Genomic DNA, 20,396 nt, shown 5'->3' with positions numbered 1-20,396 from the left:
CTCAGCCACACTGACGCCATGACCTATTGCATCGGACTCCGGCTCAACGCCGGCCTCGTCTTCCTGTCGGACTCGCGCACCAACGCGGGCCTGGACGCGATCTCCACCTTCCGCAAGATGATCGTCTACGAGAAGCCGGGCGACCGCTTCATGTGCCTGCTGTCGGCGGGCAACCTGAGCATCTCGCAGTCGGTGCGCGAGATCCTGCAGGTCGAGAAGATCCCCGGCGCCGAGGGCGAGGAGCCCATCAGCATCTGGAACGCCAAGAGCATGTTCGACGTCGCCCGTGTGCTCGGCTCGGCCGTGCGGCGGGTCTACCAGCAGGACGGCCCGTCGCTCAAGCAAGCTGGCATCGACTTCGTGGCCAGCTTCATCCTGGGCGGCCAGATCGGCGACGAAGCGATGCGGCTGTTCCTGGTCTATTCGGCCGGCAACTTCATCGAGGCCACGCGCGAGACCTGCTTCTTCCAGATCGGCGAGAGCAAATACGGCAAGCCCATCCTGGACCGCGTGCTGACGCCGCACACGCCGCTGGACGAGGCGGCCAAGTGCGCGCTGGTGTCGATGGATTCGACGCTCAAGTCCAACCTCAGCGTGGGCCTGCCGCTGGACCTGCTGGTCTACCGCGCCAACAGCCTGCAGGCCGATCAGGTCGTCTGCATCGACGAGCGCAACCCCTATTTCAAGATGATCCACGAGACCTGGGGCCAGCGCCTGCGCGAGGTGTTCGAGGGCATCGACGACCCGGTCTGGGATGGTGGTGACGCCAACCACCCGCTGATGGTTGGCTCCGACCGCCACGAGCCGATGAAGAAGATCGGCCACGCGGGCGAGAAGATCGTCTGAGATGGACACGCCGGTCGACACGCTGGTCTTCAGCCACGGCAACGGCTTTCCCGGAGGCACCTACCGCGCCTTGTTCGGCCCATGGCGGGCGGCTGGCTGGCAGGTCGATGCGGTCGACCGCTACGGCCACGACCCGCGTCACCCGGTCACCAGCAACTGGCCGCACCTGCGCGATCAGCTGATCGAGCACATCGCGGCGCTGCAGGCGGCCCGACCCAAGGCCGAGCGCGCGCCGGTCGTGCTGGTCGGCCATTCACTGGGCGGCTTCGTCAGCCTGATGGCGGCCTCGCGCCGGCCCGAGCTGGTGCGGGCGCTGGTGCTGCTGGACTCGCCGCTGCTGACCGGCTGGCGCGCCCACAGCGTGCAGGTGGCCAAGGCAACGCGGCTGATCTCGCGGGTGTCGCCAGGCAAGGTCTCGGCCCGGCGGCGCCAGCACTGGCCGTCGAGCGAGGCGTGCCTCGAACACTTCGCCGCCAAGCACACCTTCGCCCGCTGGGCGCCGGGTGTGCTGCAGGACTACGTCGACGCCGGCACCGAGCCCGCGCCGGCCGGCGATCCGCACGGACCGGGCGTCGTGCTGCGTTTCGACCGGCGGGTCGAGACCCGCATCTACGACACCCTGCCGCACCAGTTCGCGACGATGCTGCGGCGCCACCCGCTGCGCTGCCCGGCGGCCTTCATCGCCGGCACCCAGTCGACCGAGGTGCGCCAGGTCGGCCTGAGCGCCACCCGCGCGCTGGTCCACGAGCGCCTGCGCTGGATCGAGGGAAGCCACCTCTATCCGATGGAAAAACCGCTTGAGACTGCGCAGACGGTGCTTGAACTCCTGCACGATCTGGGTGTCGAAGCGGGTCGCTGAAGGCCGTCTCGAAGGCGTTGCCGCAGACGCCGACCGGCGGGGTTTCCGCACTGCAACATGAACCCGGGCGATGGCTAGAATCCGCCGCGCCCGACGCCCCAAGAGAGGGCACCCACCGACCGAGGAGCCCCCGCGCGGTCCCGCACCGCCGGCAGGAGAACACCATGAGCGTCCACGCCCTCCCCACCGCCAACGCGGGTTCGCGCAAGCCGATGACCTTGCACAGCCTGCGCGCGATGCAGGCCCGCAGCGAGAAGATCGCCATGCTGACGGCCTATGACGCGACCTATGCGCGGCTGGCCGACGAGGCCGGCGTCGACGCCGTGCTGGTGGGCGATTCGCTGGGCATGGTGGTGCAGGGCCACACCAGCACGCTGCCAACCACGCTCGACGAGATGGCTTACCACACGCGTTGCGTCGCCCGCGGCCTGCAGGGTGGCGCCGCCTGGCTGATCGCCGATCTGCCGTTTGCCAGCTACCAGCAGGGCACGGCCCAGGCCATGGCCGCCAGCGCCGCGCTGATGCAGGCCGGCGCGCAGATGGTCAAGCTCGAAGGCGGTGGCTGGACGCCCGAGACGGTGCGCTTCCTGGTCGAACGCGGCGTGCCGGTCTGCGCCCACCTCGGCCTGACGCCGCAGAGCGTGCACGCGCTGGGCGGCTACCGCATCCAGGGCCGTGACGCCGCCAGCGCCACCACGCTGCGGGCCCATGCCCGCGAACTGGCCGAAGCCGGCGCCGCGATGATGGTGCTGGAGCTGATGCCCTCGGACGTCGCCAGCGCGGTGCAGTCCGACAACCCGCAGATGATGACCATCGGCATCGGCGCTGGCCCCGGCACCGCCGGGCAGGTGCTGGTGCTGCACGACATGCTGGGTCTGACACGCGGCAAGCTGCCCCGCTTCGTGCGCAACTTCGCCCGCGACGAGCAGACCGGCGCGGCGGTGGCCACCGACGTGGCCCTCGCGGCCTATGTGGCGGCGGTCAAGGCGGGCCAGTTCCCCGATCCGGTCGCCCATGCCTACGGCAGCGCGGCCTGAGCGCCCGGCCTCATCCGTCCAGAAGTACCCCATGCAGATCGTCCACACCATCGCCGAGTTGCGGCAAGTCCTGAAGGCCCGGGCGCTGCCCAACGACGTGGCGCTGGTCCCCACCATGGGCAACTTGCACGACGGCCACCTGGCGCTGGTCCGTCAGGCCCGCGAGCGGGTCGGCGCGGCCGGCACGGTGGCCGCGAGCATCTTCGTCAACCGGCTGCAGTTCGCGCCGCACGAGGACTTCGACCGCTACCCGCGCACGCTGGCGCGCGATGCCGAGTTGCTGGCTGGCGTGGGCTGCGACCTGGTCTTCGCGCCTGACGAACGCGAGATGTACCCGCAGCCGCAGACCTACCAGGTCCTGCCCGATCCGGCCCTGGCCGAGTTGCTCGAAGGCCGTTTCCGGCCCGGCTTCTTCACGGGGGTCTGCACCATCGTCATGAAGCTCTTCACCATCGTGCAGCCGCAGCTGGCGATCTTTGGCAAGAAGGACTACCAGCAGCTGATGGTGCTGCGCCGGATGGTCGAGCAGTTCGCGCTGCCCATCGAGGTGATCGCCGGCGAGACCCGCCGCAGCGAACAGGGCCTGGCGCTGTCCTCGCGCAACGGCTACCTGAGCGATGCCGAACGCACCCAGGCGCTGCAGCTGTCCGCTGCGCTGCGTGGCCTGCTCGAACGGGTGCGGCGCGACGGCGCGGCGGCCGACCTCGCGGTGATCGAGGCCGAAGCCCACGCCGCGCTGGCCGTGCAGGGCTGGGCGCCCGACTACCTCACCGTGCGCCGCCGCACCGACCTGCAGGCGCCGGACGCCGCCGAACGGGCTGCCGGCATCCCGCTGGTGGCCCTGGGCGCGGCGCGTTTGGGGGCGACCCGACTGATCGACAACGTCGAAGGCTGACGCCCCGCAGCCGACGCAGTCCCTCGGCCGACAGGCCGCTTCGGAACGGCCCACGCAGGTCGTCCCACCTATAATCTCGCTTTACCACCACGGCCCTCCTGTCCGCCCCGCCACCCGCTTTCCGGGTGGTGCGCGAGCGCCAAGGGAGGGCCGCTCCACATGACCAAGTTTGTCTTCGTCACCGGCGGTGTGGTGTCTTCGCTCGGCAAGGGCATCGCGGCAGCTTCGCTGGCCGCGATCCTCGAAAGCCGCGGCTTGAAGGTCACCCTCATCAAGCTCGATCCCTACCTCAACGTCGACCCGGGCACGATGAGCCCGTTCCAGCATGGCGAGGTGTTCGTCACCGACGACGGCGCCGAAACCGACCTCGACCTCGGCCACTACGAACGCTTCATCACCACGCGGATGAAGAAGTCGAACAACTTCACGACCGGGCAGATCTACAAGTCCGTGCTCGAGAAGGAACGCCGTGGCGACTACCTCGGCAAGACGGTGCAGGTCATTCCGCACGTCACCAACGAGATCCAGGACTTCCTTAAGCGCGGTGCCGGCATCGGCAGCGACGACGCGGTCGACGTGGCCATCGTCGAGATTGGCGGCACGGTCGGCGACATCGAGTCGCTGCCCTTCCTTGAAGCCGTGCGCCAGCTCAGCCTGAAGGCCGGCCCGAACAACGCCGCCTTCGTGCACCTGACCTATGTGCCGTGGATCGCGGCAGCCGGTGAGCTCAAGACCAAGCCGACCCAGCACACGGTGCAGAAGATGCGCGAGATCGGCATCCAGCCCGACGCGCTGCTGTGCCGCGCCGATCGGCCCATTCCCGACGATGAGCGCGACAAGATCTCGCTGTTCACCAACGTGGCGCGCCATGGCGTGATCTCGGTGTGGGACGCCGACACGATCTACAAGGTGCCGCGCATGCTGCACGAGCAGGGCCTGGACGAGCTGATCTGCATGAAGCTGCAGCTGTTCACCCGCCCGGCCAACCTGACCCGCTGGGACCGCCTGGTCCACGAGGTCGAGCACCCGAAGACCGAGGTCACGATCGCGATGGCCGGCAAGTACACCGAGCTGTCGGACTCCTACAAGTCGCTCAACGAGGCGCTGCGCCACGCCGGCATCCACCACCACGCCAAGGTCAACATCGAGTACGTCGACTCCGAGACCCTGACGCCCGACACGGTCGGTGACCTGGCCCGCTTCGACGCCATCCTGGTGCCCGGCGGCTTCGGCAAGCGTGGCATCGAAGGCAAGATCGAGGCCGCCCGCTATGCCCGCGAGCACGGCATCCCCTACCTGGGCATCTGCCTGGGCATGCAGGTGGCGACGATCGAATACGCCCGCCACAAGGCCGGCCTGACCGGCGCCAACTCGACCGAGTTCGAGCCCGAGGGCCCGCACCCGGTGATCGCCCTGATCGACGAGTGGCAGGACGCCGATGGCTCGATCCAGAGGCGCGACGCCAACTCCGACCTCGGCGGCACGATGCGTCTGGGCTCGCAGAGTTCGGACGTCAAGCCCGGCACGCTGGCCCACGAGATCTACGGCCCGGTCGTGACCGAGCGCCACCGCCACCGCTACGAGGCCAACGAGAAGTACCTGCAGCGCCTGCAGGACGCCGGCCTGGTGATCTCGGCCATCACCCAGCGCGAAAAGCTCACCGAGATGGTCGAGCTACCGCGCAGCGTCCACCCCTGGTATGTCGGCGTGCAGTTCCACCCCGAGTTCAAGTCGACGCCCTGGGACGGCCACCCGCTGTTCATCAGCTACATCGAAGCCGCGCTGACGCACCACGTCCAGCGCCAGCAGCAGCACAAGGAGACCACGGCATGAAGCTCTGCGGTTTCGAGGCCGGCCTGGACCAGCCCTTCTTCCTGATCGCCGGCACCTGCTCGATCGAGGGCCTGCAGATGTCGCTGGACGTCGCCGGCCTGCTGCAGGAGGCCTGCGCGCCCCTGGGCATCCCGTTGATCTACAAGGGCTCCTTCGACAAGGCCAACCGCTCGTCGGGCACCAGCCTGCGCGGGGTGGGCATGGACGCGGGCTTGAAGATCCTCGACGAGGTGCGCCGCCAGACCGGCCTGCCGGTGCTGACCGACGTGCACGACGAGGCTCAGGTCGCCGAGGTCGCCAGCGTCGTCGACGTGCTGCAGACGCCGGCTTTCCTGTGCCGCCAGACCGACTTCATCCGCGCCGTCGCCCAGTGCGGCAAGCCGGTGAACATCAAGAAGGGCCAGTTCCTCGCGCCCTGGGACATGAAGAACGTGATCGACAAGGCCCGCGCCGCCGCACGCGACGCCGGCCTGTCCGAGGACCGCTTCCTGGCCTGCGAGCGTGGCGTGAGCTTTGGCTACAACAACCTCGTGGCCGACATGACCAGCCTGGCCGAGATGCGCAACTCCGGCGCGCCGGTGGTCTTCGACGTCACCCACTCGGTGCAAAAGCCCGGCGGCCTGGGCAACGTCAGCGGTGGCGCCCGCGAGATGGTGCCGGTGCTGGCCCGCGCTGGCGTCGGTGTGGGCGTCGCGGGCCTCTTCATGGAGACCCACCCGGATCCCGCCAAGGCCTTCAGCGACGGCCCGAATGCCGTGCCGCTCAAGCACATGAAGGCGCTGCTGGAACAGCTCGTCGCGCTCGACCGCGTGGTCAAGGCGCAACCGCTGCTCGAGAACGACTTCAGCTGCTGAGACATCTGCCGCGCGCACCCGCAGCTTGAGACCCCCGCGAAACCGGATTGCGGCATGCTGCGCGCGCATCCCGAACGTCCCGACCCACCCCTGATTCACGGAGAAAACCCATGAGTGCCATCGTCGACATCGTCGGCCGCGAGATTCTCGACAGCCGCGGCAACCCCACCGTCGAATGCGACGTTCTGCTGGAAAGCGGCGTGATGGGCCGCGCTGCCGTCCCGAGCGGCGCCTCGACCGGCAGCCGCGAAGCCATCGAGCTGCGCGACGGCGACAAGAGCCGCTACCTCGGCAAGGGCGTGCTCAAGGCAGTCCAGAACATCAACACCGAGATCAGCGAAGCCGTGCTGGGCCTGGACGCTGCCGAGCAGAGCTTCCTCGACAAGACCCTGATCGACCTCGACGGCACCGACAACAAGGGCCGCCTGGGCGCCAACGCGATGCTGGCCGTCTCGATGGCCGTGGCGCGCGCCGCCGCCGAAGAATCCGGCCTGCCGCTCTACCGCTACTTCGGCGGCATGGCGGCGGTGCAACTGCCCGTGCCGATGATGAACGTCATCAACGGTGGCGCGCACGCCAACAACACGCTGGACCTGCAGGAGATGATGATCATCCCGGTGGGCGCGCCGAGCTTCCGCGAAGCCGTGCGCTGGGGCGCCGAGGTCTTCCACGCGCTCAAGAAGATCCTGCACGACAAGGGCATCAGCACCGCCGTGGGCGACGAGGGCGGCTTCGCCCCGAGCGTGGCCAGCCACGAGGCCGCGATCCAGCTGATCCTCGAAGCCATCGACAAGGCCGGCTACCGCGCCGGCGAGCAGATCGCGCTGGGCCTGGACTGCGCCGCCAGCGAGTTCTACAAGGACGGCAAGTACCACCTGGAAGGCGAAGGCATGTCGCTGACGGCCCAGGAATGGACCGACATGCTGGCGACCTGGGTCGACAAGTACCCGATCATCTCGATCGAGGACGGCATGGCCGAGGGTGACTGGGACGGCTGGAAGCTGCTGACCGACCGCCTGGGCAAGAACGTCCAGATCGTTGGCGACGACCTGTTCGTCACCAACACCAAGATCCTGAAGGAAGGCATCGACAAGGGCATCGCCAACTCGATCCTCATCAAGATCAACCAGATCGGCACGCTCAGCGAGACCTTCGCCGCCATCGAAATGGCCAAGCGCGCGGGCTACACCGCCGTCATCAGCCACCGCTCGGGCGAGACCGAGGACAGCACGATCTCCGACATCGCCGTGGCGACCAATGCCGGCCAGATCAAGACCGGCTCGATGAGCCGCAGCGACCGCATGGCCAAGTACAACCAGCTGCTGCGCATCGAGGAAGACCTGGGCGACGTGGCCGTCTACCCGGGCCGCGCGGCCTTCTACAACCTGCGCTGAGGTCGAGGCGGCCATGACCCGTCCGGAGCGGCTCGGCATGCGGGGCGTCACGCTGGTGCTGGTGGTCCTGCTGGGACTCGTCCACCTGGAACTCTGGTTCGGCCGCAGCGGCATGCCGCGCGTGCGCGAACTGGGTCGCCTGGTGGCCGAACAGCATGACCGCAACACCGACGCCCGCCTGCGCAACGAGCGCCTCTCGGCCGAGGTCGCCGACCTGCGCGACGGCCTCGAGACCATCGAGGAACGCGCCCGTCTGGAGCACGGCATGATCCGGCCAGACGAGCTGCTGGTGCAGTACCGGCATGCGGTGAACCGCTGAGCATCCCCCGCGCTCGCACAGGAAGGACGTCCAAGTTAGGGCGTCCTTTTTTTCGTCGGTGCCACCCGCCAGGCTGGGGTTCGGCGGCCCATCGGCGCCAGGCCTGTTGACGGCGGACAGCGCCCTGCTGCCCTATTCCGACCTCGTCCTGATGGTCTGAACCCTTCCCTTGCAAGTCTTCCCCCTCTGCGAAGACACCCTTGTTTTCACTCGTTTTTTTCAGCTTGGCCACGCCGGACCTGAACGCAACATGCCTCCTGTCATCACTGGGAGTTCGTCATGTTCCGTCGATCCGTCAGGCGCCAGCAGCCAGGTTGGCTGGCCGTTGCGCCAGCGGGTGAGGCGGCGCGTGCAGCGCATGTGGTGTGGCCGACCGGGGAGCTGCGGCCGCAGCTGCGCTGGGCCGGCAGTGCCGCCTGGCAGGAGCCGGCCGCTGGCTTGAGCCAGCTGCGCAAGGCGCCGGAGCTGCGCGGGCTGCGCAGCGTCGCGCTGCTGCAGCGTGAGCACTACCAGCTGCTGCCGCTGGACGCGCCGGACGTGCCGCGCGAGTCCTGGCGCGATGCCATGCGCTGGCGGCTCAAGGACATGGTCGATTTCCCGGTCGAGGACGCCGGCATCGACCTGCTGGAGATCCCCGCCGACGCCAGCCAGCGTGGCCGCGCCAGCCTGCTGGTGGCCGTCGCGCCGCGCCGCGCCCTGGAGGCGCTGGTGCAGTGTGGCGACGAGGCCCGCATGCCCTGGCAGGCGATCGACCTGCCCGACACCGCCTTGCGCAACCTCTGCACGCTGAGCGAGGAAGGCCAGCGCGGCGTCGCCTTGTTGTGGCTGGGCGAACGCCACGGCTCGCTGGTCATCACCGCGATGGGCGAGCTGCTGGTGGCGCGTCCGATCGAGCTGACGCTGGCCCAGGTCGAGCCCGACCGCACCGCGTCGAGCGAACCTGGCCTGGCCCACACGCCCGAGGCCACCGCCGCCTGGGACCGTGCCGCGCTGGAGATCCTGCGCACCCTGGACCATTGCGAACGTCTCTTCAACCGCGTCGGCATCGGCCGGCTGCAGGTCTGCCCGGGCCATGCGGCCGGCTTCATCGCCCACCTCGGCGGCCTGGTCGACCTGCCGGTGCTGCCCTACGACCTGGCCGCTCAGGTCGACATCGCCGCCGTGCCGGCCCTGGCCGAACCGGCCGAGCAGGCGCGCTACCTGTGCGCCATCGGCGCGGCGCTGCGTCCCGACTGAGCGTTCGGGCGTCCGAGCATGAGCACCCAGCACCTCAACCTCCTCAGCGCTGACCTGCGCCGCCAGCGCCCCTGGGCGACGCTGCAGCAGGGCGTCGTCCTGCTGGGCGCGATCGCCGTGTTGTGCCTGGCTGCGGTGCCAGCGCTGAAGCTGGCCGGCCGCCATGAACGCGCCGAGATGGCACGCCTGCAGACCGAGCTGGCGCAGCAGCGCGAGCAGATCCAGCAACGCCTGGCCGCCGTGCCGCCCGACAGCGCCGACGCCCATGACGCACTGACCCGTCGCTGGCAGGCCCTGCGCCAGCAGGCGGCCTCACGGGTGCAGGTCCGCCAGATCCTGGACGGCGGCAGTGCCGGCCGCACCGACGGCCATGCCGCGTTGTTGCTCGCGCTGGCCCGGCAGGCCGACCCCGCCGTCTGGCTGACCGGCGTGACCGTGGGCCCGGACGGCCGCTCGCTGGAACTGACCGGCCGCATGGCCGATCCGGCCGCGATGCCAGGCTACCTGGAACGGCTGCGCCGCGAGCCGCTGCTGCAAGGCCGCACCTTCGCCCAGTTGCAGCTGCGCCGGCTCGGCGCCGACGGGAGCGAGCCGGAGGCCGCCGGTCTGACCGAATTTGTGCTGCGCAGCAGCTTGCTGCCCATCGCCACCGGCAGTGCCGGCGTGGCGCCACCGGCCACCCGAGCGACGCCATGACGGCTACCACCCCATCCCCCAAGCTGGCGGCCTTGTGGCGACACGTCGCCCGCGCCTTCGACGCCCGCGCGCCGCGCGAACGCCTGCTGCTGATCGCCAGCGCCACCGTGCTGCTGGTCGGCCTGGCCGACGTGATGTGGCTGCAGGACGGCTGGCAGTCCTGGCAGACGCTGCGCCAACAGCGGCAAGGCCTGGAGACCGGTCTGCAGCGCCTGAAGGCGGACCAGGCCGCGCTGGTCGACCGCCATGCCGCCGACGTCCAGCGCATGCAGGCCGAGGTTGCCGCGCTGGAGCAGCGCCTGTCCCGGCCGTCCGACGGCGCCAGCCACGACCTCGTCAGCGCCGAACAGATGCCCACGCTGCTGGGCGAGCTGATCGGGCGCCGCCACGGCCTGCGCATCCGCGCGCTGCAGTCGCTGGGCCAGACACCGGTCGGCGCCAACGAGCCGCCCGCCGGCAAGGCGGCGGCCAGCGCCTCGTCCACCTCGTCCGCCACGCTGGCCAGCCCGCCCACGACGCTCTACCGCCACGGCGTCGAGGTGCGTGTCGAAGGCAGCTACCCCGAGCTGCTGGCCTACCTGCAGGCGCTGGAGTCCCTGCCGCAGAAGCTACTGTGGGGCAGCCTGCAGCTGCAGGTCGAACAACACCCCCGGGCCGTGCTGACACTGCGCGTCTACACGCTGAGCCCGCAAGCCGGATGGGTGCAGCTGTGAAGCGCGTCATCGTCCTGCTCCCGCTCGCGCTGGCAGGCCTGGCCTCGGCCCAGCCCCAGTCCCAGCTCCAGCCCCAACACTTGCCCGACCCGACCCGGCCGCTGGGCGCAACGGCCGTCGCCCGGCCCGGCACGCCGACAGCGCCCGCCGCCGCCCGCCCTGCGGCCGCAGCGGCCAGCGCCGCACGCCCGGCCGCCCCCGCCGTGCGCAGCGTCCCCACGCCGCGTCTGCAGGCCCTGATGACGCCGCAGGACGGCCCGCGCAGCGCCCTGCTGGACGGCCAGCTGCTGCGTGCCGGCCAGACGCTGGGCGGCGACTGGCGGCTCGAACGCATCGGCGACGACGGCGTGCTGCTGCGCCGCCTCAGCGCCGCTGCAACGGCCCCCGACACCGCCACGCTGTGGCTGCCCTTGCTGGCCGATCCGCGCCTGCACAAGGAACCGTGATGCACCGACCGACATCCCCGACCTCACGCGTGACCACGCCGCTGGTGGCCCTTGCGATGGCCCTGCTGCCCTTGCTCGCGGCCCTGCCGTCGCGGGCCGCCGAGCCCCGCTTCGACCTGGCGCTGAACCAGGCGCCGGCCGCGCAGGTCTTCATGCAGCTGGGCCTGGGCAGTGACTGGCAAATGATGGTCAGCCCGGACGTCGCCGGCAGCATCACCCTCAACCTGCGCGCCACCACCGTGCCGGAGGCGCTGGAGACCTTGCGCGAGCTGTACGGCTACGAGGTCCGCATCAGCGGCAAGCGTGTGCATGTGCTGCCCAACAGCGTGCAGACCCGCTTGTTCCGCATCAACTACCTGCCCGGCCGGCGTCAGGGCACCAGCGATCTGCGGGTCAGCTCGGCGTCGATCAGCGGCACCGGATCGGGCCAGAGCGGCGGCGGTTCCGGCTCGAACAGCCAGAACGGTCAGGGCAGCCAGAACAACCCGGGCGGTCAGGGCGGCCTGTCGACCCGCAACGACGACAGCGCCTATGTGCGCACCAGCTCGGACGCCGACTTCTGGCGCGACGTGAAGGCCTCGCTGCAAGCCCTGCTGGGGCTGGACGAGAGCGGCGCCGACACCTCTGGCGGCGCGGCCATGCCCGCCACGCCGGGCACACCGGGCACGCCCGCGCTGCGCCGCAGCCTGGTGCTCAACCCGGCGGCCGGCGTGGTGGTGGTGCGGGCGACGCCGACCGAGCTGCGTCAGGTCGCGTCCTACCTGCAGGCGGTGCAGGTCAGCATCGAGCGGCAGGTCATGCTCGAAGCCAAGATCCTGGAGGTCGAACTCGGCGAGAGCAGCCAGACCGGCATCAACTGGTCCGCCTTCGGCCGTGCGCTGGGCGGTGCGGTCAGCGTCGGGCTGGCGCAACCGGGCGTGGCACTCGCCGCCAGCGGTGCGCTCAACCTCAACGGCACCGCCATCACGCCGGGCAACAACCTGGCCTCGGGCAGTGCCACCGCGCCGTTCTACGGACTGGCCTTCCAGTCGACCCATTTCGCCGCGCTGCTGAGCTTCCTGGAAGGTCAGGGCAAGGTGCAGGTGCTGTCGAGTCCGCGCATCGCCACGCTGAACAACCAGAAGGCCGTGCTCAAGGTCGGCAGCGACGAGCTCTACGTCACCGGCGTCTCGTCGACCACGACCAGCAGCGGCAGCACCAGCACGTCGACGCCGTCGGTCGTGCTGCAGCCCTTCTTCTCGGGCATCTCGCTGGACGTCACGCCGCAGATCGGCGAGGACGGTCAGGTGATGCTGCATGTGCACCCGGCCATCAGCACGGTGACCGAGAAGCAGAAGGCCATCAACCTCGGCTCGCTGGGCAGCTACCAGCTGCCGCTGGCCAGCAGCGCGATCAACGAGACCGACAGCATCGTGCGGCTGCGCGACGGCGAGATCGCGGCCATCGGCGGCCTGATGAGTCAGGAGCGCCGCGAGGACAGCACCGCCATCCCCGGCCTGGGCGAGCTGCCCGTGGTCGGTGGCCTGTTCCGCCAGAAGTCGACCTCGATGCGCAAGCGCGAGCTGGTCATCTTGCTCAAGCCCACCATCGTGCGCGACGGCAGTCCCTGGCCGGAGGCCGACACGCGCCAGCCGACCTCGCAGCTGCAGCCCTGGCCGGACGCGAGCCCCGCTGCGGCGGTCGACACCCAAGCCGCCACCCCGCCCGCGCCGAGCCGCGCCGCGCTGGTGATCGACGGCACGGCACGCTGAGGTCGCCCGCACCATGGCCCGTCCCGAACGCATCCGCCTGGGTGACCTGCTGGTCCAGCAGGGCCTGATCACGCCCGGCCAGCTCGACCTGGCGCTGGCCGCGCAGAAATCCACCGGGCGCAAGCTCGGCCGTGTCTTCATCGACAACGGCTGGGTCAACGAAGGCCAGATCGCCCGCGCCCTGGCCGGCCAGTTGCGTGTGCCCTTTGTCGACCTGGGCCAGCGCTCGATCCGGCCGGAAGTCGCCCGGCTGCTGCCCGAGGTGCAAGCCCGCCGGCTGCGCGCCCTGGTGATCGAGGAAAACGCAGGCGCGCTGCGGGTGGCCATGGCCGATCCGACCGACATGGCTGCCTATGACGAGGTGGCGCGGCTGCTGAAGCTGTCCGCCAACCGGGACTTCGAGCTGGTCGTCGTCGCCGAAGGGCAGCTCATCGCCGCCGTCGAGCGCAGCTACCGCAACACCGAGGCGATTGCCGGCCTGGCGCGCGAGCTGACCACCGAGCTGGACAGCGTCGAGAACGGCCTGGCGGGCAACCTCGGCGAGCTGCTCGGCCTGGGCACCGCCAGCACCGAGGACGCGCCGGTCGTGCGCCTTCTGTATTCGGTCTTTGACGAGGCCCTGCGGGTGCGGGCCTCGGACATCCACATCGAGCCGCAGGCCGGTGCGCTGCGCATCCGCTTCCGCATCGACGGCGTGCTGCATGTGCAGACCGAGGCCGATGCCCGCATCGCCGGTGCGGTGGCGCTGCGCCTGAAGCTGATGTCGGGCCTGGACATCTCCGAGAAGCGCCTGCCGCAAGACGGCCGCTTCGCCGTCACGCTGCGCGGTGGCGCGCTGGATGTGCGCATCTCCACCATGCCGACCCAGCATGGCGAGTCGGTCGTGATGCGGCTGCTCAACCCGTCCAACGGCCTGTTGTCGATGGAATCGATGGGCATGCCCGAACGGGTGGTCAAGGCGCTGCGCCGCTCGATCGCCCGGCCACACGGCATGCTGCTGGTGACCGGCCCGACCGGCAGCGGCAAGACCACCACGCTGTACGCGGCGCTCAACGCGCTCAACAGCAGCGAACGCAAGATCATCACCGTCGAGGACCCGGTCGAATACCGCCTGCCCGGCCTCAATCAGGTGCAGGTGCACGACAAGATCGAGCTGGGCTTCGACCGTGTGCTGCGCGCCGCGCTGCGGCAAGACCCGGACGTGATCCTGGTCGGCGAGATGCGTGACCAGACCACCGCCGAGATCGGCATGCGCGCCGCACTGACTGGCCACCTGGTGCTGTCCACGCTGCACACCAACGACGCGCTGTCCACGCCGCTGCGACTGATCGACATGGGCGTGCCGCGCTACATGGTCGCGCTGTCGCTGCAGATGGTGCTGGCGCAACGCCTGGTGCGCACCGTCTGCCCGCACTGCGCCGAGCCGCATGCGCCGGACGCGCAGGAAGCCGCCTGGCTGGCCTCGCACCTGAGCGCCGGCCAGCGCCTGGACAACGCCCAGGTGCGTCAGGGCCGCGGCTGCAACGAGTGCAGCCACACCGGCTACAGCGGCCGCACCGGCGTGCACGAGTTCATCGAGATGACGCCCGAGCTGGTCGAGGCGATCAACCACGGCGATCCGGCCGCCTTCAGCGCCGCCGGTCGTCGCCAGATGGCCGGCCACACGCTGGGCCGCGCCGCCGCCGAACTGGTGCTGGCCGGTCGCACCACGCTGACCGAGGCCATGCGGGTGAGCCACCTGCAGGGCGAATGAGGCTCGGCGCATGTCCAACGCCACGCCCCGCTATGCCTGGACCGGCCACGCCAGCAGCGGCGCCACGGCCGGCGTGATCGAGGCCGCCAGCCCGACCGCTGCGGCCGACCTGCTGCGCGGGCGTGGCATCACGCCGCTGACGATCCGGCCCCAGGGCAACGGCTTGGTCGCCGGCACGCCGCTCGGCTGGCTGACCCGCCTGCGTGCAGGACCGCAACGCCCGGCCGAGTCGGACAAGCGCAGCGGCCTGTTTGCGCCCAAGGTCCGGCCGGTCGACCTGATGCTGTTCGCCCGCCAGTTGCACACCCTGCTGCGATCGGGCGTGCCCATCCTGCGCGCGCTCGCCGGGCTGCAGGAGTCCGCCGTCAACCCGGCCGTCAAGGACGTGTTGCTGGAGGTCCGCAAGAGCCTTGAATCCGGCATCGCGCTGTCAATGGCGCTGGCCCGGCATGACCGGGTCTTCGACCCGATCTTCGTCGCGCTGGTGCGGGTGGGCGAGATGACCGGCCGGCTCGACGAGGTCTTCCTGCGGCTGTTCCACCACCTCGAGTTCGAGAACACGCTGCGCCAGCAGGTCAAGTCCGCCATGCGCTACCCGACCTTCGTGGTCGCGGCCATGGTGGTGGCGCTGGGCGTCATCAACCTGATGGTGATCCCGGCCTTCGCCAGCGTCTTCGCCGCCGCCGGGGCCAGCCTGCCGCTGCCCACGCGCATCCTGATGGCCACCTCGCAATTCACCATCGACTGGGGCTGGGCCATGGGCCTGGCCTCGGTCGCCGGCTGGTTCGGCCTGCGGGCCTGGCGCCGCACGCCGCAGGGCCGGCTGCGCATCGACGCGGCGCTGCTGCACATGCCGGTCGCCGGCAAGATCGTGCGCAAGGCCATGCTGGCCCGCTTCGCCCGCAGCTTCGCGCTGGCGCTGCGCAGCGGTGTGCCGATCGAGCAGGCCCTCAGCGTGGTCGCACAGACGGTCGACAACCAGCACATCGCCCGGCGCCTGGACGGCATGCGCGGCGCGGTCGAACGCGGCGACTCGATCCTGCGGGCAGCGGCGGCGGCGGCGGTCTTCACGCCGGTCGTGCTGCAGATGGTCGCCGTCGGCGAAGAGACCGGCGCGGTCGACGAGCTGATGGACGAGGTTGCCGGCTTCTACGCCAGCGAGGTCGAGTACGAGCTCAAGACCCTCAGCCAGCAGATCGAGCCCATCCTGATCGTGATGCTGGGCGTGCTGGTGCTGATGCTGGCACTGGGCGTCTTCCTGCCCGTGTGGGACCTCGGCAGCACGGCGATGAAGCATTGACGGGGGCGTGACACATGCCCGCATCGAAGCGCTCAAGCCCGTCGACAGAAGGCCGAAAACACAAATGAACGATCCGATTCCTCAGTTCCAGCCGGCCCGGCAGTTCCGCCCGTCCGGACCGATCCAACCCCGTTCCCGACCTTCGGAGTGCACCCCATGAAACTGCGTCAACAAGGCTTCACGATGATCGAGCTGATCGTCGTCATCGTCATCCTCGGCGTGCTGGCCGCCACCGCCCTGCCCAAGTTCATCGACATGCGCGGCGATGCCGAGCAGGCCGCCGTCGACAGCGTCGCCGGTGCAGCTGGCGCGGCCATGAACCTGAACTACAGCGGCTGCGCGCTGACCGGCAACGTCGCCACCACCGGCAAGTGCTCGACGGTCGACGCCTGTGCCGATGTCGGCACCCTGATGCAGGGCGGCCTGCCGGCGTCCTATGCCGCCTCCGCCGTCGCGGCCGACATCGGCGCCACCAACGGCGACACGGCGTCCTGCTCGATCAGCAAGACCGTCGGCACGACGACCTACAGCCAGACCTTCATCGGCGTGGCCGCCGGCAACTGATCGGACCGGTGATGACGGCCTGGCTGATCCGCCTGTTCGGCCGTCTCGCGCAGGGGCTGCTGCTGGCCGGGCTCGGCCTGGCCGGGGCGGCCCATGCGGCCACCTACAGCTACCGCAGCGACAGCTTTGTGTGGGAGACCGCCACGCAGGCGGTCAGATGGACGGGTGGTTGCACCAGCTACGCGGGTGACGATGACCAGTCCACGATCACCTTCACCGGCGGCTTCACCTTCCCCTTCGCCGGCACCGCCTACGGCTCGGTGCGGGTGCTGAGCAACGGCGGCCTGCAGTTCGGTGCCGACACCGGCTTCTTCCGCAGCTACTCGAACACCGCCTTCCCGATCGGCAAGCCCGGCTCGGCGGGTGGTGGCTGTCCCGCGACCGACACGACCCGCGTCCTGATGGCCTACTGGGCCGACCTGGACCCGGGCCGCAGCGGCAGTGGGGGCGTGACCTGGGAACAGAAGGGCACGGCGCCCCAGCGCTATGTGGTGGTGAGCTGGAACAACGTCTTCCAGTACAACACCAGCACGCCCTACACCTTCCAGATCATCCTGTTCGAGAACGGCGAGTTCAAGTTCCAGTACGGCAACGCCAACGCCTCGGGCTCGAACGCGACCATCGGCGTGCAGGTCGACACGAGCGACTACACCCAGTACTCCTACAACAGCGGCTACAACGCCAACGGCACGGCGATCCGCTGGTATGTGCCCAGCGACACGCCCGACCGGGTGGCCGAATACCGCTTCGACGAGACCAGCGCCTGGAGCGGCACGATCGGCGAGGTGCGCGATTCGTCCGGCAACCGCAACCACGGCCTGCGCGTGGGCTCGGCCAGCGTGCAGGACAGCGGCCGGGTCTGCCGGCGCGCCAACATCCCGCTCAACACGACGACGGCCATCTCGGCGGTCGACACCTCGCTGGATGTCGACACGGCCATCGGCAGCAGCGGCACGCTGTCGTTCTGGTACCGCGCCAACACGGTCTGGGCCAGCGGCACGGCTGGCATGTTGATGAGCGCGACAACGCTCGCCGGCCGGCCCTTCCACCTGCAACGCACAGCCACCGGAGCGCTGCAGTTCGTGGTCAGCGACAGCAACGGCACGCAGCTGCAGGCGACCACGTCTGCCCAGGTCGTGCTTGCAGGCGCCTGGACCCATGTCGCGGTGACCTGGTCCCTGCTGTCGGGCACCAACAACACCCAGAGCACCACCCGCATCTACCTCAACGGCCTGCAGGCGGCGGTGGCCTCCAACAAGACCAATGGCCAGCTCGACCCGAGCCTGGCCTCGCTCTACGTCGGCGACAACCGCAGCGCCGTCACGCCCTCCGGTGCCACGGCCAACTCGGCCAACGGCCAGATCGACGAGCTGCGCGTGTCCAACTACGAACTCGGCGTGGCCGAGATCGCGCTGGACCTGGTCCAGACCCACCTCTGCACGCCGCCGCTGCACCACCTGGAACTGCGCCATGCCAGCGGCACTGGCCTGACCTGCGCGGCCGACTCGATCGAGGTGGTCGCCTGCGAGGACGCCGCCTGCGCGCGGCCCTACACGGCCGGGCTGATCGGCACGCTCTCGTCCAGCCATGTGGCGACGGTCTGGTCCGATGGCGCCAGCTTCTCGATCGCGCCGGGTGCCAGCAGCACCCGCGTGGCGATGCAGTTGCCGGTCGCAGGCACCACGACGCTGGGCATGGCGTCCAGCCTGCCCGAGGCGCAAAGCGCGGCAACCTGCAACTTCGGCAGTCCCACCTGTGCCTACAGCGCCGCCGATGTCGGCCTGCAAGTGAGCCTCACGAACCATGTGGCCGGCGTCGATGCACCCGTCACGCTGCGGGCGGTGCGCCGCGCCGACAACGCCAGCGTCTGCGTGGCTGCGCTGGCCAACACGGTGCGCTCGCTGACCACCCGCTGCCGCTACGTCAACCCGCCCAGCGGCACGCTGGCCGCCCGCGTCAACGACCAGCCCTTGAACGCCAGCGGCAACGCCAGCGCGGCCTGCGATGGCAACGGCCAGTTGCTGAACCTGCGCTTCGATGCCCAGGGTGTCGCGACGGCCAGACTGAGCTACCCCGATGCCGGCCAGATCGAGCTGCTGTTCGGTCTGACCGGCGCGGCGGGCGACGCACTGGCCGCCGCTGGCCTGAGCGGCTCGGCAAACGTGATCGCCGCGCCGTCGGTGCTGGCGATCGACAACCTGCCCAGCGGCCCGATCGTCGCCGGTGCGGCCTTCCCGGCGCGCGTGCGGGCGCTCAATGCGGCCGGAGCGGTGATGCCCAACTTCGGCCGCGAAGCGCCAGCCCCGTCGGTCGCCCTGTCGGCGGTGCGGGCTGCGCCGACTGGCAGCGGCGCGGTCGACGGCGTCTTCAGCGGCAGCCTGGGCGCCTTCAGCGGCGGCATCGCCAGCGCGAGCAACCTGAGCTGGAGCGAGGTCGGCCGCATCGACCTGAACGTCGCGCTGGACAACTACCTCGGCAGCGGCCTGGATGTGCTGGGCAGCACCGGCACGGCCGGCACGATCGGGCGCTTCGTCCCCCAGCGCCTGGCGCTGAGCGCCACGCCGTCCTGCGGTGCCTGGAGCTATGCCGGCCAGCCCTTCGCGGTGACGGTGCAGGCCCTCAACGCCGCCGGTGCGCTGACCCGCAACTACGACGGCAGCAGCCTGACCACGCCGAACCTGGCTCAGCGGGTGAGCCTGTCCGAAGTCGGCGGACTCGGGGGCGGCCACCTCGTCAACGGCAGCATTGCCGCGAGCAGCTTCCGCGCCGGCATCGCCACGGTCAGCGGCAGCGCGGCCCCGGCCTATGCCTACACCGACAAGCTCACCGCCCCGCGCAGCGTGGTGCTGCGGGGCAGCGACGCCGACGGCGTCAGCAGCGCACCGGTCGGCGGTGTCGGCAGCGATCCGGTGATGGCGCTGCGCAGCGGCCGGCTGCGCATCAGCAACGCCTACGGCAGCGACCGCCAGCCGCTGGAACTGACCCTCCAGGTCGACCACTGGAGCGGCCGCAGCTGGGTGCCCTCCAGCGACGATCACTGCACGGTCATGCCCACGGCAGCCATCGCCCGCAGCACACCGCGCAGCCACCGCGGCGGCAGCGCCAACTGGACCGCTGCGGTGCAATCGATCAGCCTGAGCGGCGGACAAGGCAAGCTGCGCCTGGCACCGCCCAGTCCCCGGGGCACCGGCACGGTCGACATCGCGATCAACCTCGGCCACAGCACCAGCGACGCAAGCTGCGTGGCCAGCCCCGGCGGCAGTTTCGGCGCCATCGCCAGCAGCACTGGCGCCGGCCTGCCCTGGCTGCGCTCACGCACCGGCTCCTGCAGCTCCGGCTTCGACCGCGACCCCTCCGCCCGCGCCAGCTTCGGCGTCTACAGCCCGGAATCGCGGCTGACGACGCAGGTGCGGGAGGTGGATTGACCGGAACACACGTCCCTATCGTGCGTTCAACACGGCCGGTGTTGGCGCGGTGGTCACCGTTCTGGATCGGTGGCTGCGGGCAACAGCCCGTCGGACACGGGGTGTCCGACCTACCGGTTGGCGTGCGGGGTGTCGCGGGTGGGTGACGCGTGCGGGTGACGTGAATCGGTGCGGTGAACACCGTTCCCCGGTTGATCGGGCATGCGCCGGTCGATCGGGTCATCGCCGGTCCATTGGCAAATGCCGGCCGATCGGGCACCGCCCCGGTAGGTCGGACACCCTGTGTCCGACGGGCTGGTGCCGATGGGCCTCCAACCTGCAACCGCGTTCAACGCGCTGGGCGCGCCCGACACGGCCGGTGTTGGCGCGGTGGTCAACGTTCTGGATCGGTGGCTGCGGGCAACAGGACGTCGGACACGGGGTGTCCCACCTACCGGTTGGCGTGCGGGGTGTCCGACCTACCGATGGCATGCGG

17 protein-coding genes are annotated in these 20,396 nt (G+C 70.2%); all 17 read left to right on the top strand.

Annotated elements, in window-relative coordinates; translation table 11 throughout:
- Window positions 1-18: 18 nt before the first annotated feature.
- The 17 genes from EV685_RS17050 (at window position 19) to EV685_RS16970 (ending at window position 19,921) form a co-directional block, all read left to right on the top strand.
- Window positions 19-846, top strand: a complete 828-nt coding sequence (locus EV685_RS17050) for a proteasome-type protease (RefSeq protein WP_130483231.1) — start codon at window positions 19-21, stop codon at window positions 844-846.
- A 1-nt stretch (window position 847) separates the two neighbouring features.
- Entirely contained in the window at window positions 848-1,705 is an 858-nt protein-coding gene (locus EV685_RS17045) for an alpha/beta fold hydrolase (protein ID WP_130483230.1), read from the top strand.
- Window positions 1,706-1,869: 164 nt separating this feature from the next.
- On the top strand, window positions 1,870-2,742 hold the full coding sequence (gene panB / locus EV685_RS17040; RefSeq protein ID WP_130483229.1) for a 3-methyl-2-oxobutanoate hydroxymethyltransferase: 873 nt from the start codon (window positions 1,870-1,872) through the stop codon (window positions 2,740-2,742).
- Between the two features lie 31 nt (window positions 2,743-2,773).
- Window positions 2,774-3,637, top strand: coding sequence for a pantoate--beta-alanine ligase (gene panC, locus EV685_RS17035; protein ID WP_130483228.1), 864 nt, complete (start codon window positions 2,774-2,776; stop codon window positions 3,635-3,637).
- A 159-nt stretch (window positions 3,638-3,796) separates the two neighbouring features.
- The gene (locus tag EV685_RS17030) at window positions 3,797-5,470 is read left to right on the top strand and encodes a CTP synthase (RefSeq protein ID WP_130483227.1); all 1,674 of its coding nucleotides are present in this window, start codon (window positions 3,797-3,799) and stop codon (window positions 5,468-5,470) included.
- The gene (gene kdsA, locus EV685_RS17025; RefSeq protein ID WP_130483226.1) at window positions 5,467-6,324 is read left to right on the top strand and encodes a 3-deoxy-8-phosphooctulonate synthase; all 858 of its coding nucleotides are present in this window, start codon (window positions 5,467-5,469) and stop codon (window positions 6,322-6,324) included. The genes EV685_RS17030 and kdsA overlap by 4 nt, the downstream gene beginning before the upstream one ends.
- Before the next feature lie 110 nt (window positions 6,325-6,434).
- On the top strand, window positions 6,435-7,718 hold the full coding sequence (gene eno / locus EV685_RS17020) for a phosphopyruvate hydratase (RefSeq protein ID WP_130483225.1): 1,284 nt from the start codon (window positions 6,435-6,437) through the stop codon (window positions 7,716-7,718).
- 13 nt (window positions 7,719-7,731) lie between these two features.
- A complete protein-coding gene (gene ftsB, locus EV685_RS17015) occupies window positions 7,732-8,037 on the top strand; it encodes a cell division protein FtsB (RefSeq protein WP_242615638.1) in 306 nt (101 codons plus the stop codon).
- A gap of 279 nt (window positions 8,038-8,316) precedes the next feature.
- Complete coding sequence (locus EV685_RS17010; RefSeq protein ID WP_130483224.1) at window positions 8,317-9,273, top strand: hypothetical protein; 957 nt, start codon at window positions 8,317-8,319, stop codon at window positions 9,271-9,273.
- Between the two features lie 18 nt (window positions 9,274-9,291).
- Window positions 9,292-9,969 carry a PilN domain-containing protein gene (locus EV685_RS17005; RefSeq protein ID WP_130483223.1) on the top strand — a complete coding sequence of 226 codons (678 nt, stop codon included), beginning with the start codon at window positions 9,292-9,294 and terminating at the stop codon, window positions 9,967-9,969.
- Window positions 9,966-10,682 (top strand): hypothetical protein, encoded by a 717-nt coding sequence (locus tag EV685_RS17000; protein WP_130483222.1) that lies wholly within the window; start codon window positions 9,966-9,968, stop codon window positions 10,680-10,682. Before EV685_RS17005 ends, EV685_RS17000 begins: the two co-directional genes overlap by 4 nt.
- 80 nt (window positions 10,683-10,762) lie before the next feature.
- Window positions 10,763-11,128: a hypothetical protein gene (locus tag EV685_RS16995; protein ID WP_207224856.1), complete on the top strand. Its 366-nt coding sequence runs from the start codon at window positions 10,763-10,765 to the stop codon at window positions 11,126-11,128.
- Entirely contained in the window at window positions 11,128-12,879 is a 1,752-nt protein-coding gene (gene mshL / locus EV685_RS16990; protein ID WP_130483220.1) for a pilus (MSHA type) biogenesis protein MshL, read from the top strand. Before EV685_RS16995 ends, mshL begins: the two co-directional genes overlap by 1 nt.
- Window positions 12,880-12,892: 13 nt before the next feature.
- Window positions 12,893-14,632, top strand: coding sequence for a GspE/PulE family protein (locus EV685_RS16985; protein WP_130483219.1), 1,740 nt, complete (start codon window positions 12,893-12,895; stop codon window positions 14,630-14,632).
- A 10-nt stretch (window positions 14,633-14,642) separates the two neighbouring features.
- A complete protein-coding gene (locus tag EV685_RS16980; protein ID WP_130483218.1) occupies window positions 14,643-15,932 on the top strand; it encodes a type II secretion system F family protein in 1,290 nt (429 codons plus the stop codon).
- A 156-nt stretch (window positions 15,933-16,088) separates the two neighbouring features.
- A complete protein-coding gene (locus EV685_RS16975; RefSeq protein WP_130483217.1) occupies window positions 16,089-16,496 on the top strand; it encodes a type II secretion system protein in 408 nt (135 codons plus the stop codon).
- 11 nt (window positions 16,497-16,507) lie between these two features.
- Window positions 16,508-19,921: a LamG domain-containing protein gene (locus EV685_RS16970; RefSeq protein ID WP_130483216.1), complete on the top strand. Its 3,414-nt coding sequence runs from the start codon at window positions 16,508-16,510 to the stop codon at window positions 19,919-19,921.
- The last annotated feature ends 475 nt before the right edge of the window (window positions 19,922-20,396 follow it).

Source organism: Sphaerotilus mobilis (assembly GCF_004216565.1).
GTDB lineage: Bacteria > Pseudomonadota > Gammaproteobacteria > Burkholderiales > Burkholderiaceae_C > Sphaerotilus > Sphaerotilus mobilis.
This window is presented reverse-complemented; position numbering and strand designations above follow the sequence as displayed.

Excerpts from the sequence above, each read along its gene's own strand:
- EV685_RS17050 (WP_130483231.1), top strand. The coding sequence starts at position 19 with ATGACCTATTGCATCGGACTCCGGCTCAACGCCGGCCTCGTCTTCCTG.
- EV685_RS17045 (WP_130483230.1), top strand. The coding sequence starts at position 848 with ATGGACACGCCGGTCGACACGCTGGTCTTCAGCCACGGCAACGGCTTT.
- panB (WP_130483229.1), top strand. The coding sequence starts at position 1,870 with ATGAGCGTCCACGCCCTCCCCACCGCCAACGCGGGTTCGCGCAAGCCG.
- panC (WP_130483228.1), top strand. The coding sequence starts at position 2,774 with ATGCAGATCGTCCACACCATCGCCGAGTTGCGGCAAGTCCTGAAGGCC.
- EV685_RS17030 (WP_130483227.1), top strand. The coding sequence starts at position 3,797 with ATGACCAAGTTTGTCTTCGTCACCGGCGGTGTGGTGTCTTCGCTCGGC.
- kdsA (WP_130483226.1), top strand. The coding sequence starts at position 5,467 with ATGAAGCTCTGCGGTTTCGAGGCCGGCCTGGACCAGCCCTTCTTCCTG.
- eno (WP_130483225.1), top strand. The coding sequence starts at position 6,435 with ATGAGTGCCATCGTCGACATCGTCGGCCGCGAGATTCTCGACAGCCGC.
- ftsB (WP_242615638.1), top strand. The coding sequence starts at position 7,732 with ATGACCCGTCCGGAGCGGCTCGGCATGCGGGGCGTCACGCTGGTGCTG.
- EV685_RS17010 (WP_130483224.1), top strand. The coding sequence starts at position 8,317 with ATGTTCCGTCGATCCGTCAGGCGCCAGCAGCCAGGTTGGCTGGCCGTT.
- EV685_RS17005 (WP_130483223.1), top strand. The coding sequence starts at position 9,292 with ATGAGCACCCAGCACCTCAACCTCCTCAGCGCTGACCTGCGCCGCCAG.
- EV685_RS17000 (WP_130483222.1), top strand. The coding sequence starts at position 9,966 with ATGACGGCTACCACCCCATCCCCCAAGCTGGCGGCCTTGTGGCGACAC.
- mshL (WP_130483220.1), top strand. The coding sequence starts at position 11,128 with ATGCACCGACCGACATCCCCGACCTCACGCGTGACCACGCCGCTGGTG.
- EV685_RS16985 (WP_130483219.1), top strand. The coding sequence starts at position 12,893 with ATGGCCCGTCCCGAACGCATCCGCCTGGGTGACCTGCTGGTCCAGCAG.
- EV685_RS16980 (WP_130483218.1), top strand. The coding sequence starts at position 14,643 with ATGTCCAACGCCACGCCCCGCTATGCCTGGACCGGCCACGCCAGCAGC.
- EV685_RS16975 (WP_130483217.1), top strand. The coding sequence starts at position 16,089 with ATGAAACTGCGTCAACAAGGCTTCACGATGATCGAGCTGATCGTCGTC.
- EV685_RS16970 (WP_130483216.1), top strand. The coding sequence starts at position 16,508 with ATGACGGCCTGGCTGATCCGCCTGTTCGGCCGTCTCGCGCAGGGGCTG.